Annotated in this window: 7 protein-coding genes; all 7 read right to left on the bottom strand. The window is 71.4% G+C overall.

Annotation, left to right across the window (positions count from 1 at the left end; all coding sequences use genetic code 11):
* Window positions 1–2: 2 nt before the first annotated feature.
* The 7 genes from OG842_RS33850 to OG842_RS33820 all read right to left on the bottom strand — a co-directional run bounded on the left by OG842_RS33850 (window position 3) and on the right by OG842_RS33820 (window position 24,611).
* Complete coding sequence (locus tag OG842_RS33850; RefSeq protein ID WP_266735447.1) at window positions 3–1,295, bottom strand: MFS transporter; 1,293 nt, start codon at window positions 1,293–1,295, stop codon at window positions 3–5.
* Window positions 1,280–2,758, bottom strand: a complete 1,479-nt coding sequence (argH, locus tag OG842_RS33845) for an argininosuccinate lyase (RefSeq protein ID WP_266735448.1) — start codon at window positions 2,756–2,758, stop codon at window positions 1,280–1,282. The genes OG842_RS33850 and argH overlap by 16 nt, the downstream gene beginning before the upstream one ends.
* On the bottom strand, window positions 2,755–4,020 hold the full coding sequence (locus OG842_RS33840; RefSeq protein WP_266735450.1) for an ATP-grasp domain-containing protein: 1,266 nt from the start codon (window positions 4,018–4,020) through the stop codon (window positions 2,755–2,757). Before OG842_RS33840 ends, argH begins: the two co-directional genes overlap by 4 nt.
* On the bottom strand, window positions 4,017–5,066 hold the full coding sequence (locus tag OG842_RS33835) for a PLP-dependent cysteine synthase family protein (protein WP_266735452.1): 1,050 nt from the start codon (window positions 5,064–5,066) through the stop codon (window positions 4,017–4,019). The genes OG842_RS33840 and OG842_RS33835 overlap by 4 nt, the downstream gene beginning before the upstream one ends.
* A gap of 1 nt (window position 5,067) precedes the next feature.
* Window positions 5,068–5,985: a GHMP family kinase ATP-binding protein gene (locus OG842_RS33830; protein WP_266735453.1), complete on the bottom strand. Its 918-nt coding sequence runs from the start codon at window positions 5,983–5,985 to the stop codon at window positions 5,068–5,070.
* 186 nt (window positions 5,986–6,171) lie between these two features.
* The gene (locus tag OG842_RS33825; protein ID WP_266735455.1) at window positions 6,172–13,257 is read right to left on the bottom strand and encodes an amino acid adenylation domain-containing protein; all 7,086 of its coding nucleotides are present in this window, start codon (window positions 13,255–13,257) and stop codon (window positions 6,172–6,174) included.
* Entirely contained in the window at window positions 13,254–24,611 is an 11,358-nt protein-coding gene (locus tag OG842_RS33820) for a non-ribosomal peptide synthetase (protein WP_266735457.1), read from the bottom strand. Before OG842_RS33820 ends, OG842_RS33825 begins: the two co-directional genes overlap by 4 nt.
* Between the last annotated feature and the right edge of the window lie 79 nt (window positions 24,612–24,690).

The raw sequence follows: 24,690 nt of genomic DNA, 5'->3' as shown, positions 1-24,690 counted from the left end.
TCTCACGGCGTGGCCGGCGCGACCGGGAGGTCCCGCCTTCGGCGCAGCGGCCCGATCAGGAGGAGCAGCGGGGTCAGGGCGAGTCCCGCGGTGAGCAGCCACAGGGTGGGCCGCAGACCGAGGGCGGTGCCGAGGATCCCGCCGAGCAGTGAACCGAAGGGAATGGCACCGAAGTTCGCGACCGAGACACTGGCCGAGACGCGGCCGAGCAGCTGGGGCGGACAGTAGCGCTGGCGGAACGCCCCCTGGATCACGTTGGCGAGTACGACGCCGAGCGAGAGGACCGCGCTCCCGACCACCAGTGCGGACAGGGTCCAGTCCATCCGTGTCAGCGGGATGAGCAGGGCGAACGGGGCGCTGGCGATGGTGGCGACCAGCAGTCCGCGGGCCGATCCGAACCGTGCGATCAGGCGTTTCGCGGTGGTGGCTCCGAGGATCCCGCCGATGCTGCTCGACGCGAGGAGCCAGCCGGTTGCGCCTTCGGGCACCCCGAGCTCACGGATGATGAAGACCGGCAGGATCGCCGCCTCGGCCGTCAGCAGCAGGTTGGTGGCGGTGCCGTACAGGGTGAGGACGCGCAGGTACGGATCCTTGAAGGTGTATTGCAGGCCCTCCTTGATGTCCTGTCGCAGGGCCCGCTGCCGCTCGGGTTTCTCCGGGAGCGGTTCCTTGCTCCGGATGCCGAGCAGGCACAGCGCGGAGACGAGGAACGTCACGGAGTTGACGAGGAGACCGGAGGCGGCGCCGAAGGCCTGGGCGAGCAGGCCGCCGCCGCCCAGCCCCGCGACCTGGGCCACCGACTCGCTGCCCTGGAGCTTGGCGTTGGCCTCCTGGAGGTCCTCGGGTCCGACGATGGAGGGCAGGTAGACCTTGTACGAGATCCCGAAGAACACCGCGGCGAAGCCGTTGATCAGTGCCACGGCCAGCAGTTGGGTCATCGTCAGGATTCCGAGCCAGCCCGCCACCGGAACGCTGGCGAGCAGCACCAGCGGGACCACGTTGCAGATCAGCATGATCGGCCGGCGTCGCATCCGGTCGACCCAGGCACCGGCGGGCAGGCCGATGAGCAGCCAGGGCAGCCAGGGGGCGGCCGCCAGCGCGCTCACCCAGAGCGTGCTCGCGTCGAGCGTCACCACGGCCACCAGGGGCATGGCGACCCCGGTGATGTTGATGCCGACGCGGTTGGTCGTCTCGCCGAGCCACAGCAGCCGGAAGTCGTGGTGGCGGCGCAGTCCGCCGCGCGGCGGCGGCCGGTGCTCCTTGCCCGGTGCGCGTTCGGTCAGGCGGGCAGACACGATGTCACCGCCTCGGCCACGGCCCGCGACAGCAGCTCGCTCGCATCGGACCAGCGGGTGCGCCGCTCGGTCGACTCGGCCCTGAGTGCGTCCCGTCGGGCGCTCAGGGCGCGGATCCCGTCGGCCGTGGAGCCGGGTCCGCCGCCGTGGGCGCACGCCGCGGCCACCCGGTCGGGGGCCAGCCCGCCGTCGCCGACGGCGGCGAAGCGGGCCGCGTCCACCAGCGAGCGGCCGGATTCCAGGGCGCCGAGCACGGTCTCGCCGACCAGGTGGTGCGCGGCGCGGAACGGTGTCCCGTCCAGGACGAGCCGTTCCGCCAGGTACGTGGCCGAGGTGAAGCCGTCCACGGCCCGCTCCGTCATGCGTTCGCGTTCCGGTTCGGTGCCCGCCACCACCAGGCTCAGCAGCGTCACCGCGTCGGTGGTGCTGCTCAGTCCGGGCCAGAGGTGCCGTACGGCCTCGGTGCCGACCGCGATGGCGTTGGTGTAGCCGCCGGTGGTCATCGCGGACGCCGCGCCGACGAAGGCGCCGAGGCTCGCGGTGGACCTGCCCTGGATGTGTTCGAGCAGGAACGGGTTGCGTTTCTGCGGCATCATCGAGCTGGATCCGACGAGGGTGTCGCCCACCCTCAGCAGCCCGAACTCCTCCGAGGTCCAGGTGCTCAGGTCCCGCCCGGCGCGGGCCAGCGCGACACCGAGTACGGCAGAGGCGGACAACAGGTCCAGCACGAAGTCCCGGGAGGCCACCGCGTCGACGGAGTTGGGGGCGGCGGAGCCGAAGCCGAGCAGTTCCGCGGTGCGCCCGGGATCGATGGGGACGGAGGTCCCACCGATCGCGCCGGCGCCCAGCGGGTTGACGTCGATCTGGCGTCCGGCGTCCAGCAGCGACTCGTACGCGCGCAGCACCGCGCCGGCGACTCCGGCGAGGTAGTGGCCGTAGCTGATCGGCACGGCCGGCTGGCCGTGGGTGTAGGCGGGCATGATCACGTCGCGGTACTCCTCGGCCTTCGCCAGGAGCACCTCGGCGAGCCGGTCGACCGCGTCGAGCAGGGCCAGGTAGGGGCCGCGTGTCTTCAGCCGGGTGGTGGTGGCGTTGAGGTCGTTGCGGGACCGGCCGGTGTGCAGGATGCCGCCGGTCTCGTCGCCCAGCTTCCCGATGAGGTGGCCCTCGTACGCCAGGTAGACGCCGCGCGGCATCGGGGTGGCCCTGACCGGCGCGAAGTCCTGTCCGCGCAGTTCCTCGACGGCGCGCAGCAGGGCGGCGGCCCGGTCGGCGTCCACGATGCCGCGCTCGGTGAGCATGATCAGGTGGGCGCGGTCGACCTCGCTGATGCAGCGCAGCTCCTCGCCGAGCCCGTCCGTGGTGTCCGGCAGGTACTGGTCGTAGACGATGCGGTGCGCCTCGGCGTCGAGCGCGGCCTTGAGCCGGCCGGTGTCGACGCCGTGTGCCGTCGCTGCGGTCATGCGAATGCCTCCTGTGTGTGCAGGTCCGCGTAGGTCACGGCCTCGCCGAGCAGCGCCACGGCCCGGTCGGCGGCCTCGGCCGCCCGTACCGAGCGGTCGGCGACGGCGATGGCGTGGCCGACGCGGCCCCGGAAGTCCTCGGCGGGACCGACGGGTTCGCCCGGGGCGCGGTAGAGCACCGCCTCGACGGTGCCAGGGACCGTGCGGGCCCTGGCCGCGGCTTCGGTCAGTGCGGCGGACCGGGCGACGATGCCGTCCTGTTCCGCGGTGAGGAAGCGGATCGAGGCGCGGGCGTATCCGGTGCGTTCCAGCTCGGGAGCGGTACCGAGGGCGGCCAGCACCTGGGCGCGGACCAGGTCGATCCCGCAGGCCCTGCGGACCAGTTCGGGGATCATTCCGCCGGCCAGCCTGGGGTTGACCTCGATGACCTGGGCGGTCCGGGGCCCGGTCAGACGGAGCTCCACGTGGGCGGCTCCCCAGCCGAGGCCGAGCGCCCGCACGGCGCGTACCGCGGACTCGCGCAGGGCGATCTCCTGTTCGCCGGGGAGGGCGGCCGGCACGTCGTGGCCGATCTCGACGAAGACCGGCAGCGCGCCGACGTGCTTGGCGACGGTGACGACGGCGTCGGTGCCGAACACCTCGACGGAGTACTCCGGTCCGGTCAGGTACTCCTCGACCAGGATCCGGCTCGGTGCGGCGATGCCCCGTTCGTTCACGGTGGCGGCGAGCAGCGTCCCGGCGTGCTCGGCGACCTGGTCGAGGTCGGTGCAGAGCCGTACGCCCAGACTCCCCGACCCCTGCACCGGTTTGACCACCACGGGCAGTCCGATGGAGCGGGCCGCGGCGAGTGCGTCGGGGACCTCGCGGACGACGGCGAAGTCCGGCGATCCGACGCCCGCGTCGGTGAGCATCCGGCGCTGTTCGGCCTTGTCGCGGCAGGCGCGGACGGCTTCGGCCGAGGGGCCGGGCAGTCCGAGCCGGTAGGCGAGGGCGGCGGCGGTCGGCACGTAGTATTCGGAGCTGGTCAGGACGCCCGCGATGGCGGCGCCGTCCTCCAGGGTGCGGACGGCCGCCCACAGCGCGGTCTCGTCGGAGGTGTCCACGACGACGGTGCGCAGCCGGTCCTCGGCGGCGTACGGGTAGCGGTCCGGGTCCGCGCACAGGAGCACGGGCACCACACCCAGCTCGGCCGCGCGCCTGGCGAACAGCCGTCCGGTACCGGTGGTGTTGCTCTCCACCAGGAGCAGCAGGCGCTCGTTCATGAGCCGACCACCGGCATCACCACGTCGTCGAAGCCGCGGCGGGCCCACAGCAGCCTGGACCAGGCGGCGGTGGCGTCCAGCGGGTGCTCGACGGTGAGCGGGCCGCCGACGGCGGGGGCGGGGACGATCCCCTGCTCGCGCAGCCAGTTGTCGTTGTAGACGGTGGACTGGTAGCGGTAGCCCTCGTCGGGGAGCACCATCACGACGGTGCTCGCCGGGTTCTGCTCGGCCCACCACGACGCCACCTGGAAGGAGGCACCACTGGTCGGGCCCATGAACAGGCCGTGTGCGCGGTAGAGCTCGTGGGTGGCGTGGAAGGCCTCGGGGGCCGTGACCCAGTGGACCTCGTCGTACGCGGCGTGCTTGACGTTGCCCGGGTGGATGCTGCTGCCGAGCCCGCGCAGCGTGCGCGGCCCGTCCGGGCTGCCGAAGATGATGCTGCCCTGGGTGTCGACGCCGACCAGGTGCAGTGCGGGGCCGGTCTGGCGCAGCGCGGCGGCGAGTCCGCCGGTGGAGCCGCCCGAACCGACCGGGCCGACCAGGCAGTCCACGGTGCCGACGGTGCTGCCGATCAGGTCGGCGACGATGCCGTACGCGCCCGGGTTGTCGGGGTTGTCGTACTGGCCGGGGACGAAGGCGTCCGGGTGCTGTCGGCGCAGCTCGGCCACGCGGGCGAGCCTGGCGCCCTGGATGCCGCCGGGCTGGCCGGTGTGCTCGACGATCTCCACCGTCGTGCCGAGCATTTCGAGCCGGGTGCGCAGGTCCCGGTCGATCGCCGAGTCGCCGACGATGGTCAGCGGGTAGCCGCGCAGGCGGCAGACCATGGCCAGGCCCAGGGCGAAGGTGCCGGAGGAGGTCTCGATGATCCGGGTGCCCGGGGAGATCAGGCCGGCGGCCTCGGCGCGGTCGAGTATGTAGCGGGCGGGCAGCAGCTTCATCAGGCTGAAGGCCGCCGCGTAGAGGTTGTCGGTCACCTTGATGATGCGTGGCAGCTCCGTCGCCTCCACGATCGAGGAGTGAGCCTTGGGGAGGGTCGTCGTCGTCATGTCAGTCACCCGTTGTGTAGTTCCACTGCTCGTGAATTCCGAGCTCTTGCAGGAGGTCCTGGGCCAGGCCGGTCCGCGCCTCGACCTCGGGGTCGTCCCGGTCGAAGAGGAGGCCGGCGATGTCCCCGCTGTGTGCCGCCTGTACGCCGACGGCCCCGGTGGTCCGCGCGATGTCCCGGATGCGGTCGAGGTCCGGGATCGGCAGATGACGCTGGTTGATCTCCGTGCTGGCCGTGGCCACGGAGCCGAGCAGGGCCACGTCCTTCATCTGAATGGCCTCCCGGAGCATGGCCTGCAGCCGGGTGAAGAGGTCGATCTCGTCCTGCCCGTACCGGGCCGGTGAGAGGGTCAGTGTGTCCACGCCCCGCCCGCCGTTCTCGGGGCGCGAGCCGAAGCCGAGGACCCGCAGGGCCGGCATCCGGTAGCCGAAGTCCTCGATGACCGTGCCCTCGCGCTGGGCGAACAGGACGGTGGACTCCTCGAACATGAGGGAGTCGGAGGCGGTCTCCGCGCGGACCGCGATCCGGGCGACGTCCTGCGGCGGCAGCGGGCTGACGAAGGCGTCCTTCACCGCCCAGATGGCCGCGAGCACATCGCTCGTGGAGGAGCCGAAGCCCCGGCACAGCGGTACATCGCCGGTGAGGTCGAGGTGACCGCCCGGCAGTTCGGCGCCCGGCGGCGTCACGGCTCGTACCGCGAGTTCCGCCGCGCGCCGTGCCTTGCCCTTCCAGTCCGGCGTCACGGTGACCTCGGCGCCGGGAGCGGGGATGAAGGTCGCGCGGGTCGCGTGAATGGTGCAGGGAAGTGTGACGAGACCTCGGGTGAGCCCGCCGTCGCCGGTGAACACGCCTTGCAGGATCTCGCCGTGGTGGACGGGGGCTGAAGCTACCCCGACACGCCAGCCGGAATGATCAACCATTTCCTTGACTTTCTGTCGCCGGGAGCCGTGGCCTGCGGATGGCTTCACGCTATGCAGGCCGGAACCTGCCGCCCGGCGGCATGAGCGGCAGCCCGCGGGCAATTAGGGGCCCGGGGGCGGCGGCGCACGCGAAGGTGCCCGGGTCCGCCGTCGTGGCGGAGCCGGGCACCCGGGTGCGGCTGTGAGTCAGTGGCGCGCTCCTCGCAACTCCTCGGCCAGCACCTTTCCGATCTCGCGCAGTGGCTCGGCGGTGGTCATGTCCCAGTGCTCGCAGTCGATGTCGTGCTCCTCGACCCGGCCCGTGACATGGGGTGCCCAGGCGTCGGCGCCGCCGGCCGCGGCGGGGGTGCGGGCGGCGTTGAAGAACACCGCGTCGCCGCCGAACCGCCGCCGGGGCACGTACCGGTAGCGCATCTCCAGGTTGCCCGCCGTGGCGGTCACGACCGCCGCGGCCTGGTCCGGTTCCAGGGCGCCCAGGATCGCGTCCTCGGCGCGCAGCACGGCGGCCAGCTCCCCGGCTTCCGGGGCGGTGTCGGCGCAGCGTACGTCGATTTCGGCGCCGCGGCCGCCGAGCAGGGCGGTCAGCACCTCCCGCCCGGTGATGGCGGGTGGCCGGAATCCGTCGGGCAGCGGGTAGGAGTCGAGCAGCGCCAGCAGGGCCACCTCCTCGCCCTGAGCCTCCAGTTCGGCCGCGATCGCGTGGGCGACAAGTCCGCCGAACGACCAGCCGAGCAGGTGGTACGGGCCGTGGGGCTGGACCGAGCGGATCTCCGCCACGTAGCCGGCCGCCATCTCCTCGATGCCGGCCGGCCGGTCCGAGGGGCTGGTCAACTCCTTCGCCTGCAGCCCGATCAGCGGCCGCCGCCCGCCGATGTGCCGCAGCAGTCCGGCGTACGACCAGCTCATCCCGGAGACCGCGTGGACGCAGAACAGCGGGGCCCCGGTGTCGGTGGCGGACGCGGCCCGGATCGGCAGCAGCGTCTCCATCGGGTCGCCGCCCGTGTTCGTGGCGATGTGTTCGGCGAGCAGTACGGGGGTCGGGTACTGGAACAGGTCCCGGATGGTGACGCGGGTGTCCCAGATGGAGCGGATCCGGCCGATCAGCCGGGTGGCGAGCAGCGAGTGGCCGCCCAGTTGGAAGAAGTGGTCGTCGATGGTGACCGAGGTCAGCCCCAGGACGTCCGCGAAGAGGCCGCACAGCACTTCCTCCGCCGGGGTGCGGGGCTCCCGGCCACCGGCGGTGTCGGCCTGCGGCGGTTCGGGCAGCGCCCGGCGGTCGAGCTTGCCGTTGACCGTCAGGGGCAGTGCCTCCAGCGGCACGAACGTGGCCGGAACCATGTACTCGGGCAGGGCCGCGACCGCGTGCCGGCGCAGTTCGGGAAGGTCCGGCCGGCTGCCTTCGGTGGGCACCACGTACGCCACCAGCCGTTTGTCACCGGGCCGGTCCTCGCGGATCAGCACCGCCACCTGGGCGAGGGTGGGGTGCCGCAGCAGCGCCGATTCGATCTCACCCGGCTCGATGCGGAATCCCCGCAACTTGATCTGCTGGTCGGCCCGGCCGAAATACTCCAGCGCGCTGTCCTGGCTCCAGCGGGCCAGGTCGCCGGTCCGGTACATCCGCGAGCCGGGTGCGCCGTGGGGGTCGGCGACGAACCGTTCGGCGCTCAGTGCGGGCTGTCCGATGTAGCCGTGGGCGAGGCCGTGTCCGGCCACGTAGAGCTCGCCGGGGACGCCCGGTGGCAGCATCCGGAGGTTCTCGTCCAGGACGTAGGCGTGCTTGCCTGCGATCGGCCGTCCGATCGGGATGGCGGGCGCCGGTCCGGTGAGGGTGTGGGTGGTGGTGAAGCCCATGCTCTCGGCCGGGCCGTAGCCGTTGACGAGGTGGAGGTGGGGGTGGTCGGCCAGGGCCTTGGCGGTGTGGGCGGGCGAGGCCGCCTCACCGGCGGTCATGGCCTCCTTGATCCGGGAGAAGACCGCCGGGTGCTCGTCGAGCATGTGGTTGAACAGGCTCGCCGACATCTGCAGGGTGGTGATGGCGTGCCGCTCCACCAGCTCCGCGATCTGGTGCGGGTCGGTGTGCTGGCCGGGCTGGAGGACGCAGACGCCGCCGTGCAGGAGCGGTCCGAAGACCTCCAGGGCGAAGGCGTCCCAGGACACCGGCGAGCTCTGCAGATAGGTCTGCCCGGGGCCGAAGTCCAGGTAGTCGGGGCCGATGAACGTGGCGGCCAGTGCCCGGTGGGAGGCTGCGACGCCCTTGGGGACGCCGGTCGATCCGGAGGTGAACATCACGCAGGCGATGGACTCCGGGTGCCCGCCCGTCTCCACGGGTGTCCCCGGCAGGGTGGTGATCGCGGGTATCTCCGCGGTGAGGTCGATCAGGGTGGCCGGGGTCGACAGGGCGGTCAGGTGGGCCTGGGTGACCAGTGCCGCCGGGTCGGTCTGCCCGAGCACGGTGTTCAGCCGGTCGGCCGGGAACTGCGGGTCGAGCAGGGTGTATCCGGCCCCGGCCTTCAGGGCGGCGAGCAGTGCGGCGATGAGCTGCGGGGACCGCTCCAGGTGGATGGCGACGATGCTGCCCGGGGTGACGCCGCGGGCGGTCAGGTGGCGGGCCAGCCGGTTGGACCAGATGTCCAGCTCCTCGTACGTCACCTGCTGTTCCTCGTGGATCAGCGCCACCTGGTGCGGGGTGCGGGCGGCCTGCGCCGTGAACAGCGCGTCGAGCCCGAGTCCGGGTGCCGAGGTCCTGGCGCCGCTCCACTCCCGCAGCCGCTCCCGCTCCGGCCCGGACACCATCTCCAGCTCCGCGAGGGGCAGATCGGGGTTGGCGACCGCGCCGGTGAGGAGCCGTACCAGGCGGTCCGCGGTGGCCTCGACGGTGCGTGCGTCGTACAGGTCGGTGGTGTACTCGATCATGATGTCGAGGCCGTCGGGCCGGCCGTCGGCGGCGCGGTTCTCGGCGAACGCGAAGGTGAGGTCGAACTTCGCGACGGAGACCGGCGGGATGGCGAACTCGCTCTCCAGTCCGGCGAGCCGGGGCGCCTCGTCGCTGGTGTCGCCGACGGTGAGCATGACCTGGAAGAGGGGGTGCCGGGCGGTGGTGCGCTCGGGGTTGAGGGCTTCCACCAGCCGGTCGAACGGCAGGTCCTGGTGGGCCCAGGCGGCGAGGTCGGTCTCCCGGACCCGGGTGAGCAGTTCGCGGAAGCTCGGGTCCCCGCTGGTGTCGGTGCGCAGGACGAGGGTGTTGACGAAGAAGCCGACGAGGTCGTCGAGCTTCTGGTCGGTGCGGCCCGCGACGGGTGAGCCGAGCGGGATGTCGTGCCCGGCGCCGGAGCGGGACAGCAGGGTCGCCACGGCCGCCTGGGCCACCATGAACAGGGTGGTCCCGGTGTCCTGGGCCAGCGACATCAGTGCGTTGTGCAGTTCGGCCGGGCAGTGCACGGCGTGTGTGCGGCCCCGGTTGGAGGCGACGGCGGGGCGGGCGTGGTCGGCGGGCAGGGTTGCTTCCTCCGGCAGGTCGGCGAGCACCCCGCGCCAGTGGTCGAGCTGGCGTTCCTCGTCCCGCTCCAGGATTCGTTGCTGCCAGAGGGAGTAGTCGGCGTACTGGACCGGCAGCGGCTCCCACTCGGGGGCGGTGCCCTCGGTGCGGGCGGCGTAGGCGGTGGCCAGGTCGCGGAAGAGGGGTCCGTTGGACCAGCCGTCGGAGGCGATGTGGTGGATCACCAGCATGAGGACGTGGTCCTCGGCCCCGAGCTTCAACAGCTGGGCCCGGATGGGGAGTTCGGATGCCAGGTCGAAGGTCTGGCCGGCCAGGTCGGCCAACCGCCCGGTGAGTTCCTCCTCGGTGGTGGTGACCAGGGGCAGTTCGGTGGCGGTCGGGGGAAGGATGTGCTGGTGGGGGGTGCCCTCGTGGGTGGGGAAAACGGTGCGCAGGCCTTCGTGGCGGGTGGTTACGTCGGTGAGGGAGAGCTGAAGCGCCCGATGATCGAGGGGGCCCTTGAGGCGCAGGGCGAGGGGGATGTTGTAGGTGGCGGACGGACCCTCCATCTGGTCGAGGAACCAGAGCCGCTGCTGCGCGGACGACAGCGGGACGATCTCCGGCCGCTCCTCGGCCATCAGCGCCGGCCGCCGTTCGCCACTGCCCTCGGCCGCGATCCGCTCGGCCAGTTGCGCGACCGTGGCGTACTGGAAGAGGTCCCGGATGGTGATCTCGGTTTCCCACACCGCCCGGATGCGGCTGATGAGGCGGGTGGCGAGCAGGGAGTGCCCGCCGCGCCGGAAGAAGTGGTCGTCGATGGTGACCGACGGCAGTCCGAGCACGGCCGCGAAGAGGCCGCACAGTACTTCCTCGGCGGGCGTGCGGGGCGCACGGCCGCCGGTGTCGGCGAGTTGCTGGGGTGCGGGCAGGGCGCGTCGGTCGACCTTGCCGTTGGTGGTGAGGGGGATCTCGTCGAGTACGACGAAGGCGGACGGGACCATGTACTCGGGCAGGGCGCCGGAGATCTCGCGGTGCACCGCGTCGGTGTCGATCCTGGCGCCTTCGGCGGCTACGAGGTAGGCGGCGAGCCGCTTGTCACCGGGGCGGTCCTCGCGGACCACGACGGTCGCCTGCCCCACCGCCTCCTGGGCCGTCAACGCGCTCTCGATCTCGCCGAGTTCGATGCGGAAGCCGCGGAGCTTGACCTGCTGGTCGGCGCGGCCCAGGTATTCGAGGGAGCCTTCGAGGTTCCACCGGACCAGGTCACCGGTCCGGTACATCCGGGTTCCGGCCGGGCCGTACGGGTCCGCGACGAAGCGGTCGGCGGTCAGCGAGGCGCGGTTGAGATAGCCCTGTGCCAGACCGGCGCCCGCGATGTACAGCTCGCCGGGGGCGCCCGGCGGAACCAGCCGCAGTGCGGCGTCGAGTACGTAGAGCCGGTGGTTGTCGAGCGGCTCACCGATCGGGATCGCACCCGCGTAGTCGAGCGGCCGGTGGATGCGGTGGGTGGTCGCGAAGGTGGTGGTCTCGGTCGGTCCGTAGCCGTTGACGACGGTGGTGTCCGGGCAGTGGTCCATGACCCGGCGCACCGCCTCCGGCGGGACGACGTCACCCCCCGCCCACACCTCACGCACCCCGGCGAACGCCCCGGGCGCCTCCTCCGCCATGACACGGAAGAGACCGGCGGTCATCCAGAGCGCGGTGACCCGGTGCTCGGTGAGCAGCCGTCGGTAGTCGGCGGGGGCGAGATGGCCGCGCGGCGCCACCACGACGGTGCTGCCGTTCAGCCACGGCACCCAGATCTCGTACGTCGACGCGTCGAAGGCGGCCGGCGAGTGGAACAGCACGCGCCGGTGATTGCCGTTGGCGTACATGGTCTGCGCGGCCAGGTCCGCGACGTTGCGGTGGGTGACCGCGACGCCCTTCGGCACCCCCGTCGAACCCGAGGTGAACATCGCGTACACCGGCTGGTCGGGGTGGATGGTGCGGGAGGGAACGGTGGCGGGCAGCCCGGCCAGGTCGGTGGTGTCGCCCAGCACGATGACCTGCGCGTCGGCGTCCAGGACGACCTGGTGGTCCGAGAGGGCCTGGTCGGTGAGGACGACCGGTGCCCGGGTGTCGGCCAGGATCTGGACGAGGCGGCTGTCGGGGTCGGTGGTGTTCAGCGGGGCGTACACGGCACCGGCCTTGACCACTGCGAGCAGAGCGGTGAGCAGGTCGGTCGAGCGTTCCATGAGGACGGCGACCACGTCGTGCCGCCCGACTCCGGCGTTGATGAGGTGGTGGGCCAGCCGGTTGGTGATCTCGTCGAGTTCGGCGAACGTCAGATCGCGGTCCTCGTCCACCAGCGCCGTCGCGTCCGGGGTCCGGGCGGCCTGCGCGGCGAACAGTTCCGCCAGGCTCATGTCGGAGGTGCCGGTGGCGGTGCCGCTCCGCTCCTCCAGGAGCAGTCGCCGCTCGTGTTCGCCGAGCAGGTCGAGGACGGACAGCGGGGTGTCCGGCGAGGTGACCACGGCTTCGAGCAGCCGGTTCAGCCTGGCCATGAGGGCGTCGATCGTCCGGGCGTCGTAGAGGTCGGTGGCGTACTCGATGGTGATGTCCAGACCGTCCGGACGGCCGTCGCGGGTGCGGTGTTCGGCGAAGCCGAACGTCAGGTCGAACTTGGCGATCTGCAGGGCGCTGTACTCGGTACGGGCGTCGAGCCCCGGGAACCCGATGACGTCGGACCCGGCCTCGCCCATGGTGAGCATCACCTGGAAGAGCGGGTGGCGGGAGGCGGAGCGCTCGGGGTTCAGCACCTCTACCAGCCGGTCGAAGGGCAGGTCCTGGTTGTCCCAGGCCGCCAGGTCCGTCCTGCGGACCCGGGAGAGCAGGTCGCGGAAGCTCGGGTCGCCGCTCAGGTCGGTGCGCAGCACCAGGGTGTTGACGAAGAAGCCGACCAGGCCGTCGAGCGCCTCGTCGATGCGGCCCGACACCGGGGAGCCGATCGGGATGTCGGGGCCGGCGCCGGAGCGGGACAGGGCGGTCGCCACGGCGGCCTGGACCGCCATGAACAGGGTGGCGCCGGATTCCCGCGCGAGGTGGGTCAGGCCGATGTGGATCTCGGCGGGCAGGTGGACGTCGCAGGTGGCGCCGGTGTACGAGGCGGAGGCCGGGCGCGGGCGGTCGGCCGGCAGCGTGGCCTCCTCCGGCAGCTCCGCCAACGCCTTGCGCCAGAAGTCCAGTTGCCGCGCCCCCGCGCTGTCCGGGTCGTCGCCCTCGCCGAGCAGTTCCTGCTGCCAGAGGGTGTAGTCGGCGTACTGGACCGGGAGCGGCTCCCACGCGGGGGCGGCGCCCCTGGCTCGTGCCTCATAGGCGGTGGCGAGGTCCTGGAGCAGAGGCGCGGTCGAGCCGCCGTCCGACACGATGTGGTGCATCACGATGAGCAGGACGTGCTCCTGCTCGCCGAGGGCGATCAACCGGGCCCGGATCGGCAGGTCCAACGCGAGGTGGAAGACCTGGGCGGACTCCTCGGCGAGCACGGCCGGCAGCGTCGCGGCGTCGGCCGGGACGACCCGGAGCGGGAGCTCCACGTCCTCCTCGGCGAGGATGTGCTGACACGGGGTGCCGTCCTGGTCGGGGAAGAGGGTGCGCAGGCTCTCGTGTCTGCCGACCAGGTCCAGAAGTGCCGACTGGAGGGCCGGGCGGTCGAGTTCGCCGTTGAGACGCACGGCGAGTGGGATGTTGTAGGTGGTCGACGGCCCTTCCATCTGGGCGATGAACCACAGCCGCTGCTGGGCGAATGACAGGGGAATCACTTGGTCACTCCCATCCGGCGCATCGGCCGAAGTCTGGGCCGTGCGGCCGCGGCGCCGTCGAGCTTCTCGACGAGCGTGGCCACGATCGGGCTTTCGAAGAGGGTCGCGACGGTGAGTTCGACCCCGAGTACGGTGCGGATCCGGCCGACGAGCCGGGTGGCGAGGAGCGAGTGCCCGCCGAGGTTGAAGAAGTGGTCGTCGATGGTGACCGACGGCAGGCCCAGAATCTCCGCGAAGAGTCCGCAGAGGACTTCTTCCTTTGCGGTGCGCGGCGCGCGCCCGGCGGTGTCGGTGCTCTGCTGGGGTGCGGGCAGGGCGCGTCGGTCGACCTTGCCGTTGGTGGTGAGGGGGATCTCGTCCAGGACGACGAAGGCGGACGGGACCATGTAGTCGGGCAGCAGCCCGGCCACCTGCTTCTGTACGTCCCCCGGTTCGATCCGGGCGCCTTCCTCCGCGGTGAGGTAGGCGACGAGGCGCTTGTCGCCGGGCCGGTCCTCGCGGACGACGACGGTGGCCTGGGCCACGCCCGGCCGTCCGGCGAGGACGGTCTCGATCTCGCCGAGTTCGATGCGGAAGCCGCGGAGCTTGACCTGTTGGTCGGCACGGCCCAGGTATTCCAGGGAGCCTTCGAGGTTCCACCGGACCAGGTCACCCGTCCGGTACATCCGGGTGCCGGCCGGGCCGTACGGGTCCGCGACGAAACGGTCCGCGGTCAGCGCCGGCCGGTCCAGATAGCCCTGCGCCAGACCGGCGCCCGCGATGTACAGCTCGCCCGGCGTACCCGGAGCGACCAGCCGCAGACCCTCGTCCAGGACGTACAGCCGGTGGTTGTCCAGCGGCTCACCGATCGGAATCGCACCCGCGTAATCCAGCGGACGATGGATCCGGTGCGTCGTGGCGAAGGTGGTCGTCTCCGTCGGACCGTAACCATTGACGACCGTGACGTCCGGACAGCGGTCCATGACCCGGCGCACCGCCTCCGGCGGAACGACATCACCCCCCGCCCACACCTCACGCACCCCGGCGAACGCCCCGGGCGCCTCCTCCGCCATCACGCGGAACAGACCCGCCGTCAACCACAGCGAGCTGATCCCGTGTTCAGCGATCAGACCTTCGTACGCTGCCGCGTCGAGATGTCCTGCGGGGGCCACGACGAGGGTGCCGCCATTCAGCCACGGAACCCACATCTCGTACGTCGACGCGTCGAACGCCATCGCCGAGTGGAACAGCACCCGGATGTGGTTGCCATTGGCGTACATCGTCTGCGCCGCCAGATCCGCGACATTCCGGTGCGTGACCGCGACACCCTTCGGAACCCCGGTCGAGCCCGACGTGAACATCGCGTACACCGGCTGATCCGCATGCACCGACACCCCAGGATCCGACACATCGTCGTCCCCGCCGCCAAGCACCGGCCCCAGCACCCGCACACCCGCCGGCAACACCAACGAACCCGGATCCCGGTCCGTCACCAGATGCGAGACCCCCGACTCCCCCACGATCAACTCGACACGATCCGCCGGATACCGCGTATCCAACGGCACATACACCCCACCCGCCTTCACCACACCCAACGTGGCCACCACCGCACCCACCGAACGATCCTGGAACAACGCCACCCGGCTACCCGGACCCACACCCTCGGCGATCAGCCGACGCGCCACCCCATTGGCCAGCCCGTCCAACTCCCGATACGAGAGCTCACACCCCTCACCCACCACCGCAACCGCATCCGGCGTCCGCACCACCTGCGCCCCGAACAACTCCCCAAGCCCCACACCCGGACCACCGGTGACCGCACCGGCCCACTCCCCCAACAACAACCCACGCTCACCCGCCGACAACAACTCCAGCTCACCCACCGGCACATCCGGCGCCGACGCCGCAGCACCCAACAACCGCACCAGACGCTCACCCGCCAACTCCACCGAACGCGCGTCATACAAATCCGTCGCATACTCGATCGTGATGTCCAGCCCACCAGGCCGCCCATCCACCGAACGACGCTCCGCGAAGCCGAAGGTCAGATCGAACTTGGCGATCTCCACCTTCGAGAACTCGTACGCCGCTTCCAGCCCCGGGAGTTCGGGGGCATCGGCGGACATGTCGCCGACGGTGAGCATGACCTGGAAGAGGGGGTGCCGGGCGGTGGTGCGCTCGGGGTTGAGGGCTTCCACCAGCCGGTCGAACGGCAGGTCCTGGTGGCTCCAGGCGGCGAGGTCGGTCTCCCGGACCCGGTTCAGCAGCTCACGGAAGCTCGGGTCGCCGCTGGTGTCGGTGCGCAGGACGAGGGTGTTGACGAAGAAGCCCACCAGGTCGTCGAGCGCCGGGTCGGTACGCCCCGCCACGGGTGAGCCGAGCGGGATGTCGTGCCCGGCGCCGGAGCGGGACAGCAGCGTCGACACCGCGGCCTGGGCCACCATGAAGAGTGTGCTGCCGGTGTCCTGGGCCAGTGAGGTGAGCGAGTCGTGCAGGTCGGCCGGGCAGTGCACGGTGTGCGTGGTGCCCCGGTTGGACGCGGTGGCCGGCCTGGGCCGGTCGGTCGGGAGCGTGGCCTCCTCCGGAAGGTCAGCCAACGCAGAGCGCCAGTAGTCGAGTTGGCGTTCCTCATCGCTTCCGAGGAGTCGTTGCTGCCAGAGGGAGTAGTCGGCGTACTGGACCGGCAGCGCCTCCCACTCGGGGGCGGTGCCCTCGGTGCGGGCGGCGTAGGCGGTGGCCAGGTCGCGGAAGAGGGGTCCGTTGGACCAGCCGTCGGAGGCGATGTGGTGGATGACCACCAGCAGGATGTGCTCCTGTTCGCCGAGGGCCAGCAGATGTGTGCGGATCGGCGGCTGGACGGCCAGGTCGAAGGCGGCCGAGGAGAGCTCGGCCAGTTGTGCGGTGAGTTCCTCCTCGGTGGTGGCGATCAGGGGGACGTCGATGGTGGCCGGGGGCAGGACTTGCTGGTGGGGGGTGCCCTCGTGGGTGGGGAAGACGGTCCGCAGGCCCTCGTGACGGGTGGTGAGGTCGGTGAGTGCGAGCTGAAGCGCCTGGCGATCGAGTCGGCCCTTGAGGCGCAGGGCGAGCGGGATGTTGTAGGTGGCGGAGGGGCCCTCCATCTGGTCGAGGAACCAGAGCCGCTGCTGTGCGGAGGAGAGCGGTACGTTCTCCGGCCGCTCCTGTGCCATCAGCGCCGGCCGGGGCAGTTCACCGCTGCCCGCGGTGACGCATTCGGAGAGTGCGAGCACCGTGGGGTTCCGGAACAGGTCCTTCACCCCGAGCTGCACCCCGAACGCCCGTCGGATGCGGCTGATCAGTCGGGTGCCGAGCACCGAGTGGCCGCCGCGGTGGAAGAAGTGGTCGTCGATGGTGACCGACGGCAGCCCGAGAACGGCCGCGAAGAGGCCGCAGAGCACCTCTTCCTGCGGTGTGCGCGGGGCACGCCCGTTGGTGGCGTGGGAGACCTGGGGTGCGGGCAGGGCACGTCGGTCGACCTTGCCGTTGGTGGTGAGGGGGATCTCGTCCAGGACGACGAAGGCGGACGGGACCATGTACTCGGGCAGAGCGTCCGCGGCATGCCCGCGCAGCTCGGTCAGGTCGATCCTGGCCCCTTCGGCGGCGACGAGGTAGGCGACGAGGCGCTTGTCGCCGGGCCGGTCCTCGCGGACCACCACGGTCGCCTGACCCACGCTCCCGTGAGCGGCCAACGCGGTCTCGATCTCGCCCGGTTCGATGCGGAAGCCGCGGAGCTTGACCTGCTGGTCGGCACGGCCCAGGTATTCGATCGAGCCTTCCAGGTTCCACCGGACCAGGTCGCCCGTCCGGTACATCCGCGCGCCGCCCCGACCGTACGGGTCCGCCACGAAGCGCTCCGCCGTCATGCCCGGCCGGCCGAGGTAGCCACGGGCGAGACCGGCACCGGCGATGTACAGCTCGCCGGGGGTGCCCGGCGGGACCAGCCGCAGACCCTCGTCCAGGACGTACAGCCGGTGGTTGTCCAGCGGCTCACCGATCGGAATCGCACCCGCGTAGTCCAGCGGACGATGGATCCGGTGCGTCGTGGCGAAGGTGGTCGTCTCCGTCGGACCGTAACCATTGACGACCGTGACGTCCGGGCAGCGGTCCATGACCCGGCGCACCGCCTCCGGCGGGACGACGTCACCCCCCGCCCACACCTCACGCACCCCGGCGAACGCCTCCGGAACCTCCTCCGCCATCACGCGGAACAGACCCGCGGTCAGCCACAGCGAGGTGATCCCGCGCTCGGTCAGCAGCCCGCCCAGGGTCCCGGGGTCGAGGTATCCGGGCGGCGCCACCACGACCGTGCCCCCGTTCAGCCAGGGCACCCAGATCTCGTGCGTCGATGCGTCGAAGGTGTGCGGTGAGTGGAACAGAACCCGGGTGTGGTTGCCGTTGGCGTACATCGTCTGCGCGGCCAGGTCGGCCACATTGCGGTGCGTTACCGCGACCCCCTTCGGGACCCCCGTCGAGCCCGACGTGAACATCACGTACAGCCACTGGTCGGGGTGGGCATGGGGCGCCGGGGGCGTCGACGGGAGGTGGGCGTGTCCGGCGGTGCCGTCGAGCACGACGGTCTCGGCGGTGGTCCGGGCCACGATCGGGTGATCGGCCAGCGCCCGGTCGGTGAGCAGGACCGGCGCCCCGGTCTCCGTGAGAATCCGGAGCAGACGGGTGTCGGGATCCGCGGTGTTGAGCGGGGCGTAGACGCCTCCGGCCTTGACCACCGCGAGCAGCCCGGTGAGCAGCTCCGCCGACCGCTCCATCAGGACGGCCACGACACTCTCGGGCCGGACGCCGAGTCCCACGAGGTGGTGGGCCAGGCGGTTGGTGTCCTCGTCCAGCTCCGCGTAGGTCAGCTCCCGGTCGCCGTCGACCAGGGCGATCGCGTCCGGGGTACGCGCGGCCTGCGCGGCGAACAGCTCCGCGAGGCCCGTGCCGGAGGAGCCGGTGACCGCACCGTTCCACTGTTCCAGGAGCTGGTGGCGTTCGTCCGCGCCGATGAACTCCAACTCTCCCACGGGGATTTCGGGTCGTTCGACGGCGTCGCCCAGCAGCCGTACCAGCCGGGCGGTGACTGCCTCGACGGTGCCGGCGTCGTACAGGTCGGTGGCGTACTCGACCCTGATGTCCAGGCCACCGGGGCGGCCGTCGGCCGTGCGGTGTTCGTGGAAGGAGAAGGTGAGGTCGAACTTGGAGATGTCGAGTGTCGTGAAGCCCGACTCGGCTTCGATTCCCGGGAGTTCGAGGGTGGGGGTGACGGCTTCCTGGAGGGTGAGAACGACTTGGAAGAGGGGGTGCCGAGCAGTGGAGCGCTCGGGGTTGAGGGTCTCCACCAGCCGGTCGAAGGGCAGGTCCTGGTGGCTCCAGGCGGCGAGGTCGGTCTCCCGGACCCGGGTCAGCAGCTCACGGAAGCTCGGGTCGCCGCTCAGGTCCGTGCGCAGCACCAGGGTGTTGACGAAGAAGCCCACCAGGTCGTCGAGCGCCTGGTCCGAGCGGCCCGCGATCGGGGCACCGATCGGGATGTCCTCCCCGGCGCCGGAGCGGGACAGCGTGGTGGCGACGGCGGCCTGGGCCACCATGAACAGCGTGCTGCCGGTCTCCCGGGCCAGCCGCGTCAGCCCGTCGTGCAGCTCAGCGGGGACGTGGACGCTGTGGGTGCTGCCTCGGTAGGTGGCGACCGCCGGGCGCGGACGGTCGGCCGGCAGGGTGGCCTCGTCGGGCAGCCCGTCCAGGGCGTGGCGCCAGAACTCGGACTGCCGTTCCCCGTCCTCGGCGAGCAGTTCCTGCTGCCAGAGGGTGTAGTCGGCGTACTGGACCGGCAGCGGCTCCCACGCGGGGGCGGCGCCCTCGGCGCGTGCGGTGCAGGCAGCGGCCAGGTCCCGCAGCAGTGGGGCGGTGGACCAGCCGTCGGAGGCGATGTGGTGCATCACGACCAGCAGGACGTGCTCCTGGTCCCCGAGTGCGAACAGGACTGAGCGGAACGGCAGTTCGCCCTCCAGGTCGAAACTGCGCGCGGCATGGGCCTCGAGTTCCGCCTCCAGGGTGGCTTCGGTCGCCGCGACGACCGGCAGCTCCACCCGGACCTCGGCCGCCGGGAGCTGCCACTGGTAGGCGGCGTCGTCCGCCATCCCGAAGAGGGTGCGCAGCGATTCGTGCCGCACCACCAGGTCGGTGAGCGCGAGCCGGAGGACCTCCGGGTCGAGTGCGCCCGTGAGGCGCAGGGCCAGCGGGATGTTGTACGTCGCCGACGGCCCCTCCAGGTGGTGCAGGAACCAGAGGCGTTGCTGGGCGGAGGAGAGCGGCACCCGCTCGGGCCTGACCGCTTCCCGGAGCGCGGGCCGCCGCACGGCCTCGCCGCCCGCTTCCACGTACTCGGCCAGCCCGGCCACCGTGGGGCCCTGGAAGAGGTCCCGGACGGTGATCTGGACGCCGAAGGTCTGCCGGATGCGGCTGATGAGGCGGGTGGCGAGCAGGGAGTGCCCGCCGAGGTTGAAGAAGTGGTCGTCGATGGTGACCGACGGCAGTCCCAGGACCTCCGCGAAGAGGCCGCACAGAACCTCCTCGACCGGCCCCCGGGGCGCGCGCCCGGCGGTGTCGGTGCTCTGCTGGGGTGCGGGCAGGGCGCGTCGGTCGACCTTGCCGTTGACGGTGAGCGGGATCTCGTCGAGTACGACGAAGGCGGACGGGACCATGTACTCCGGGAGCGTGCCGGCGATCTCGCGGCGCACCGTGTCCGTGTCGATCCTGGCGCCTTCGACTGCGACGAGGTAGGCGACGAGGCGCTTGTCGCCGGGCCGGTCCTCCCGGACCACGACGGTCGCCTGACCCACCGCTTCCCGGTCGGTCAACGCGCTCTCGATCTCGCCGAGTTCGATGCGGAAGCCGCGGAGCTTGACCTGCTGGTCGGCACGGCCCAGGTATTCCAGGGAGCCTTCGAGGTTCCACCGGACCAGGTCACCCGTCCGGTACATCCGGGTGCCGGCCGGGCCGTACGGGTCCGCGACGAAACGGTCCGCGGTCAGCGCCGGCCGGTCCAGATAGCCCTGCGCCAGACCGGCGCCCGCGATGTACAGCTCGCCCGGCGTACCCGGAGCGACCAGCCGCAGACCCTCGTCCAGGACGTACAGCCGGTGGTTGTCCAGCGGCTCACCGATCGGAATCGCACCCGCGTAATCCAGCGGACGATGGATCCGGTGCGTCGTGGCGAAGGTGGTCGTCTCCGTCGGACCGTAACCATTGACGACCGTGACGTCCGGACAGCGGTCCATGACCCGGCGCACCGCCTCCGGCGGAACGACATCACCCCCCGCCCACACCTCACGCACCCCGGCGAACGCCCCGGGCGCCTCCTCCGCCATCACGCGGAACAGACCCGCCGTCAACCACAGCGAGCTGATCCCGTGTTCAGCGATCAGACCTTCGTACGCTGCCGCGTCGAGATGTCCTGCGGGGGCCACGACGAGGGTGCCGCCATTCAGCCACGGAACCCACATCTCGTACGTCGACGCGTCGAACGCCATCGCCGAGTGGAACAGCACCCGGATGTGGTTGCCATTGGCGTACATCGTCTGCGCCGCCAGATCCGCGACATTCCGGTGCGTGACCGCGACACCCTTCGGAACCCCGGTCGAGCCCGACGTGAACATCGCGTACACCGGCTGATCCGCATGCACCGACACCCCAGGATCCGACACATCGTCGTCCCCGCCGCCAAGCACCGGCCCCAGCACCCGCACACCCGCCGGCAACACCAACGAACCCGGATCCCGGTCCGTCACCAGATGCGAGACCCCCGACTCCCCCACGATCAACTCGACACGATCCGCCGGATACCGCGTATCCAACGGCACATACACCCCACCCGCCTTCACCACACCCAACGTGGCCACCACCGCACCCACCGAACGATCCTGGAACAACGCCACCCGGCTTCCCGGACCCACACCCTCGGCGATCAGCCGACGCGCCACCCCATTGGCCAGCCCGTCCAACTCCCGATACGAGAGCTCACACCCCTCACCCACCACCGCAACCGCATCCGGCGTCCGCACCACCTGCGCCCCGAACAACTCCCCAAGCCCCACACCCGGACCACCGGTGACCGCACCGGCCCACTCCCCCAACAACAACCCACGCTCACCCGCCGACAACAACTCCAGCTCACCCACCGGCACATCCGGCGCCGACGCCGCAGCACCCAACAACCGCACCAGACGCTCACCCGCCAACTCCACCGAACGCGCGTCATACAAATCCGTCGCATACTCGATCGTGATGTCCAGCCCACCAGGCCGCCCATCCACCGAACGACGCTCCGCGAAGGAGAACGTCAGGTCGAACTTGGCGAACCGCAGCCAGGTGAACTCCGACTCGGTGTCCAGGTCCCCGGCGACGAGCGTCGGTGTGGCCGCGTCGGTGAGTGTCAGCATCACCTGGAACAGCGGGTGCCGGGCGGCGGAACGGTCGGGGTTGAGGGCTTCCACCAGCCGGTCGAAGGGCAGGTCCTGATGGCTCCAGGCGGCAAGGTCGGTCTCCCGGACCCGGTTCAGCAGCTCACGGAAGCTCGGGTCACCCGACAGATCCGTACGCAGCACCAGGGTGTTGACGAAGAAGCCCACCAGGTCGTCGAGCGCCTGGTCCGTGCGGCCGGCGATCGGTGAGCCGAGCGGGATGTCGTGCCCGGCGCCGGAACGGGAGAGCAGCGTCGACACCGCCGCCTGGGCCACCATGAACACCGATGCGCCGGATTCGCGCGCCAGCTCCGCGAGCGAGGAGTGGACGTCCTCGGGGCAGTGCACGGTGTGGGTGGCGCCGCGGTAGGAGGCGACGGCCGGCCGCTGCCGGACGGTGGGCAGGGTGGCCTCTTCCGGGAGGTCGGCCAGGGTCCGACGCCAGTAGTCGAGTTGGCGGGCGGCGACGCTTTCCTGGTCCGCCGGGTCGCCGAGCACGCCGCGGTGCCAGAGGGTGTAGTCGGCGTACTGGGCGGGCAGCGGCTCCCACGCCGGGCGCTCGCCGCGTGCGCGGGTCGCGTAGGCGGTGCTCAGGTCGCGCATCAGCGGCTGGTAGGACCAGCCGTCGGAGACGATGTGGTGCATGACCACGAGGAGTACGTGGTTGCGCTCTCCGAGGCTGAACAGCCGTGCTCGGAAAGGCAGATCGGCCGCCAGGTCGAAGATCCGCTCGGACTCGGCGGTGAGCAGTGCGGCGATGTCGTCCTCGGTCGCCGGGGTGACCGGCAGCTCCACCCGGACGCTGTCGGCGGGCAGGATCCGCTGGTAGGTCTGCCCTTCCGCCTGCCCGAACACGGTGCGCAGGCTCTCGTGCCGTCCCGCGACATCGGTGAACGCGGACTCCAGGGCGGCGACGTCGAGGTCACCGCGCACCCGGACGGCGAGCGGGATGTTGTACGTCGCCGACGGCCCCTCCAACTGGTCGAGGAACCACAGGCGTTGCTGGGCCGCCGAGAGCGGCAGCGGCTCCGGGCGCTCCTGGGCGGTCAGCGCCGGGCGGGTGGACTCGCCGCCGCCGGTGGCGACGTATTCGGCGAGCAGCGCGACGGTCGGGTAGTCGAAGAACTGTCGCAGCGTCAGCTGGACGTCGAGGACGGTGCGTACCCGGCTGACCAGCCGGGTAGCCAGCAGCGAGTGGCCGCCGACGGTGAAGAAGTCGTCGTCGATGCCGATCGTCGGCAGGCCGAGGGAGTGGGCGAACAGGCCGCAGAGGACCTCCTCGACGAGGTTGCGCGGGGCCCGGCCGTCGGCTGCCGCGCCGGCCCGGGGTGCGGGCAGTGCGCGCCGGTCCAGCTTGCCGTTCGGGGTCAGCGGCAGGGTCCCCATCGGGACGACCGCGGAGGGCACCATGTACTCGACGAGCTGCTCGCCCGCGTACCGGAGGAGTTCGGCCCCGTCGAGGACGCCTTCCTCGGCGGGTACGGCGTAGGCGACCAGGCGTTTGTCGCCGGGCCGGTCCTCGCGGACGATGACCGCGGCCTGGGCGACGGATGGGTGGCGGACGAGCACGGTCTCGATCTCGCCGAGTTCGATGCGGTTGCCGCGCAGCTTGACCTGCTGGTCGGCGCGGCCGAGGAAGACGATCTCGCCGTGTTCGTTCCAGGCGGCCAGGTCGCCGGTGCGGTACATGCGGGTGCCGGCCGGTCCGTAGGGGTCGGCGGTGAACCGCTCGGCGGTCAGGGCGGGCAGCCGGCCGTAGCCCTGGGCGAGGTGCGGTCCCGCGACGTAGAGTTCGCCGGTCCCGCCCGGGGCGGTGTGGCGCAGTTCGGCGTCCAGGACGTACATGGCGGTGTTCGCCATCGGGATGCCGAGGTGGAGCCGGTCGAGGGTGCGGGCCTCGGGGGTGAATGCCTGGTAGCTGCAGAAGACGGTCGCCTCCGTGGGACCGTAGACGTGCACGAACGTGGTGTCCGGGCAGTGGTCGAGGGCCCGTTGGAGGGCGGTGGCGGACAGTACGTCGCCGCCGGTCCAGATCTCGCGCAGCTGCCCCAGGGCGTCGATCGCCTCGCTGGCCATGGCGTCGAAGAGGGCGGTGGTGAAGTACGCGGCGGTCGCCCGGTAGCGGGTGATGGCGTCGGCGAGCTCACCGATGTCGATCTTCGGGGCGGGCAGTACGACGGCCAGTCCGCCGCGCAGCAGCGGCACCCACAGCTCGTAGGTCGAGGAGTCGAAGGGCAGCGGCGAGTAGGCGAGCACCCGCTCGTGGGCCGCGGCGCCGAAGCCCGGGTCCAGGGCCAGTTCGACGACGTTGCGGTGGGTGTTCACGACGCCCTTGGGGGTGCCGCTGGAGCCGGAGGTGAACATCATGTACAGCGGCTGGTCCGGGTGGACCGTGATGTCGGGGCCGGTGGTGGCCGTGCCGGCCGTGGCGCTCGTGTCGTCGAGCCGCAGGGCGGGCAGGTCGCCCGCGAAGCCGGTGTCCCCGGCCGGGCGGTCGGTGACCAGGAGGGTGGCCCCGGTGTTGGAGAGGATCCAGGCGAGGCGGTCCTCGGGCTGGCGGGGGTCCAGGGGTACGTACACGCCGCCGCTCTTCAGCACGGCGAGGACCGTGATGACGTAGGCGAACGAGCGGTCGAAGAGGAGGCCGACGGCGTCGCCGGGCCGGACGCCCTCGTCGACGAAGCGGTGCGCGAGGGCGTTGGCCGCGCCGTCCAGCTCCCGGTAGGTCAGGCTGCGGTCCTCGCGGACGAGGGCGACGGCCTCCGGGGTACGGGCGGCCTGCGCGGCGAAGAGAGCGTGCAGCGCGCCCTCGGGGAGGTTCTCGGCCGTGTCGTTGTACGCGGCGACGTGCGCGGGGACGACGACGCCGAGGGAGAGAGCTGGATCTGCTTGCGGCTGGGACATCTCGACACCTTCTTGGTAGCTCGGATCTCGTGGTCTCGCGGCGTGCCGGGAGACCGACGGAGCCACGGTGGATGACGTG

The organism is Streptomyces sp. NBC_00376 (assembly GCF_036077095.1).
Lineage (GTDB): Bacteria > Actinomycetota > Actinomycetes > Streptomycetales > Streptomycetaceae > Streptomyces.
This window is presented reverse-complemented; position numbering and strand designations above follow the sequence as displayed.

Excerpts from the sequence above, each read along its gene's own strand:
- argH (WP_266735448.1), bottom strand. The coding sequence starts at position 2,758 with ATGACCGCAGCGACGGCACACGGCGTCGACACCGGCCGGCTCAAGGCC.
- OG842_RS33840 (WP_266735450.1), bottom strand. The coding sequence starts at position 4,020 with ATGAACGAGCGCCTGCTGCTCCTGGTGGAGAGCAACACCACCGGTACC.
- OG842_RS33835 (WP_266735452.1), bottom strand. The coding sequence starts at position 5,066 with ATGACGACGACGACCCTCCCCAAGGCTCACTCCTCGATCGTGGAGGCG.
- OG842_RS33830 (WP_266735453.1), bottom strand. The coding sequence starts at position 5,985 with ATGGTTGATCATTCCGGCTGGCGTGTCGGGGTAGCTTCAGCCCCCGTC.
- OG842_RS33820 (WP_266735457.1), bottom strand. The coding sequence starts at position 24,611 with ATGTCCCAGCCGCAAGCAGATCCAGCTCTCTCCCTCGGCGTCGTCGTC.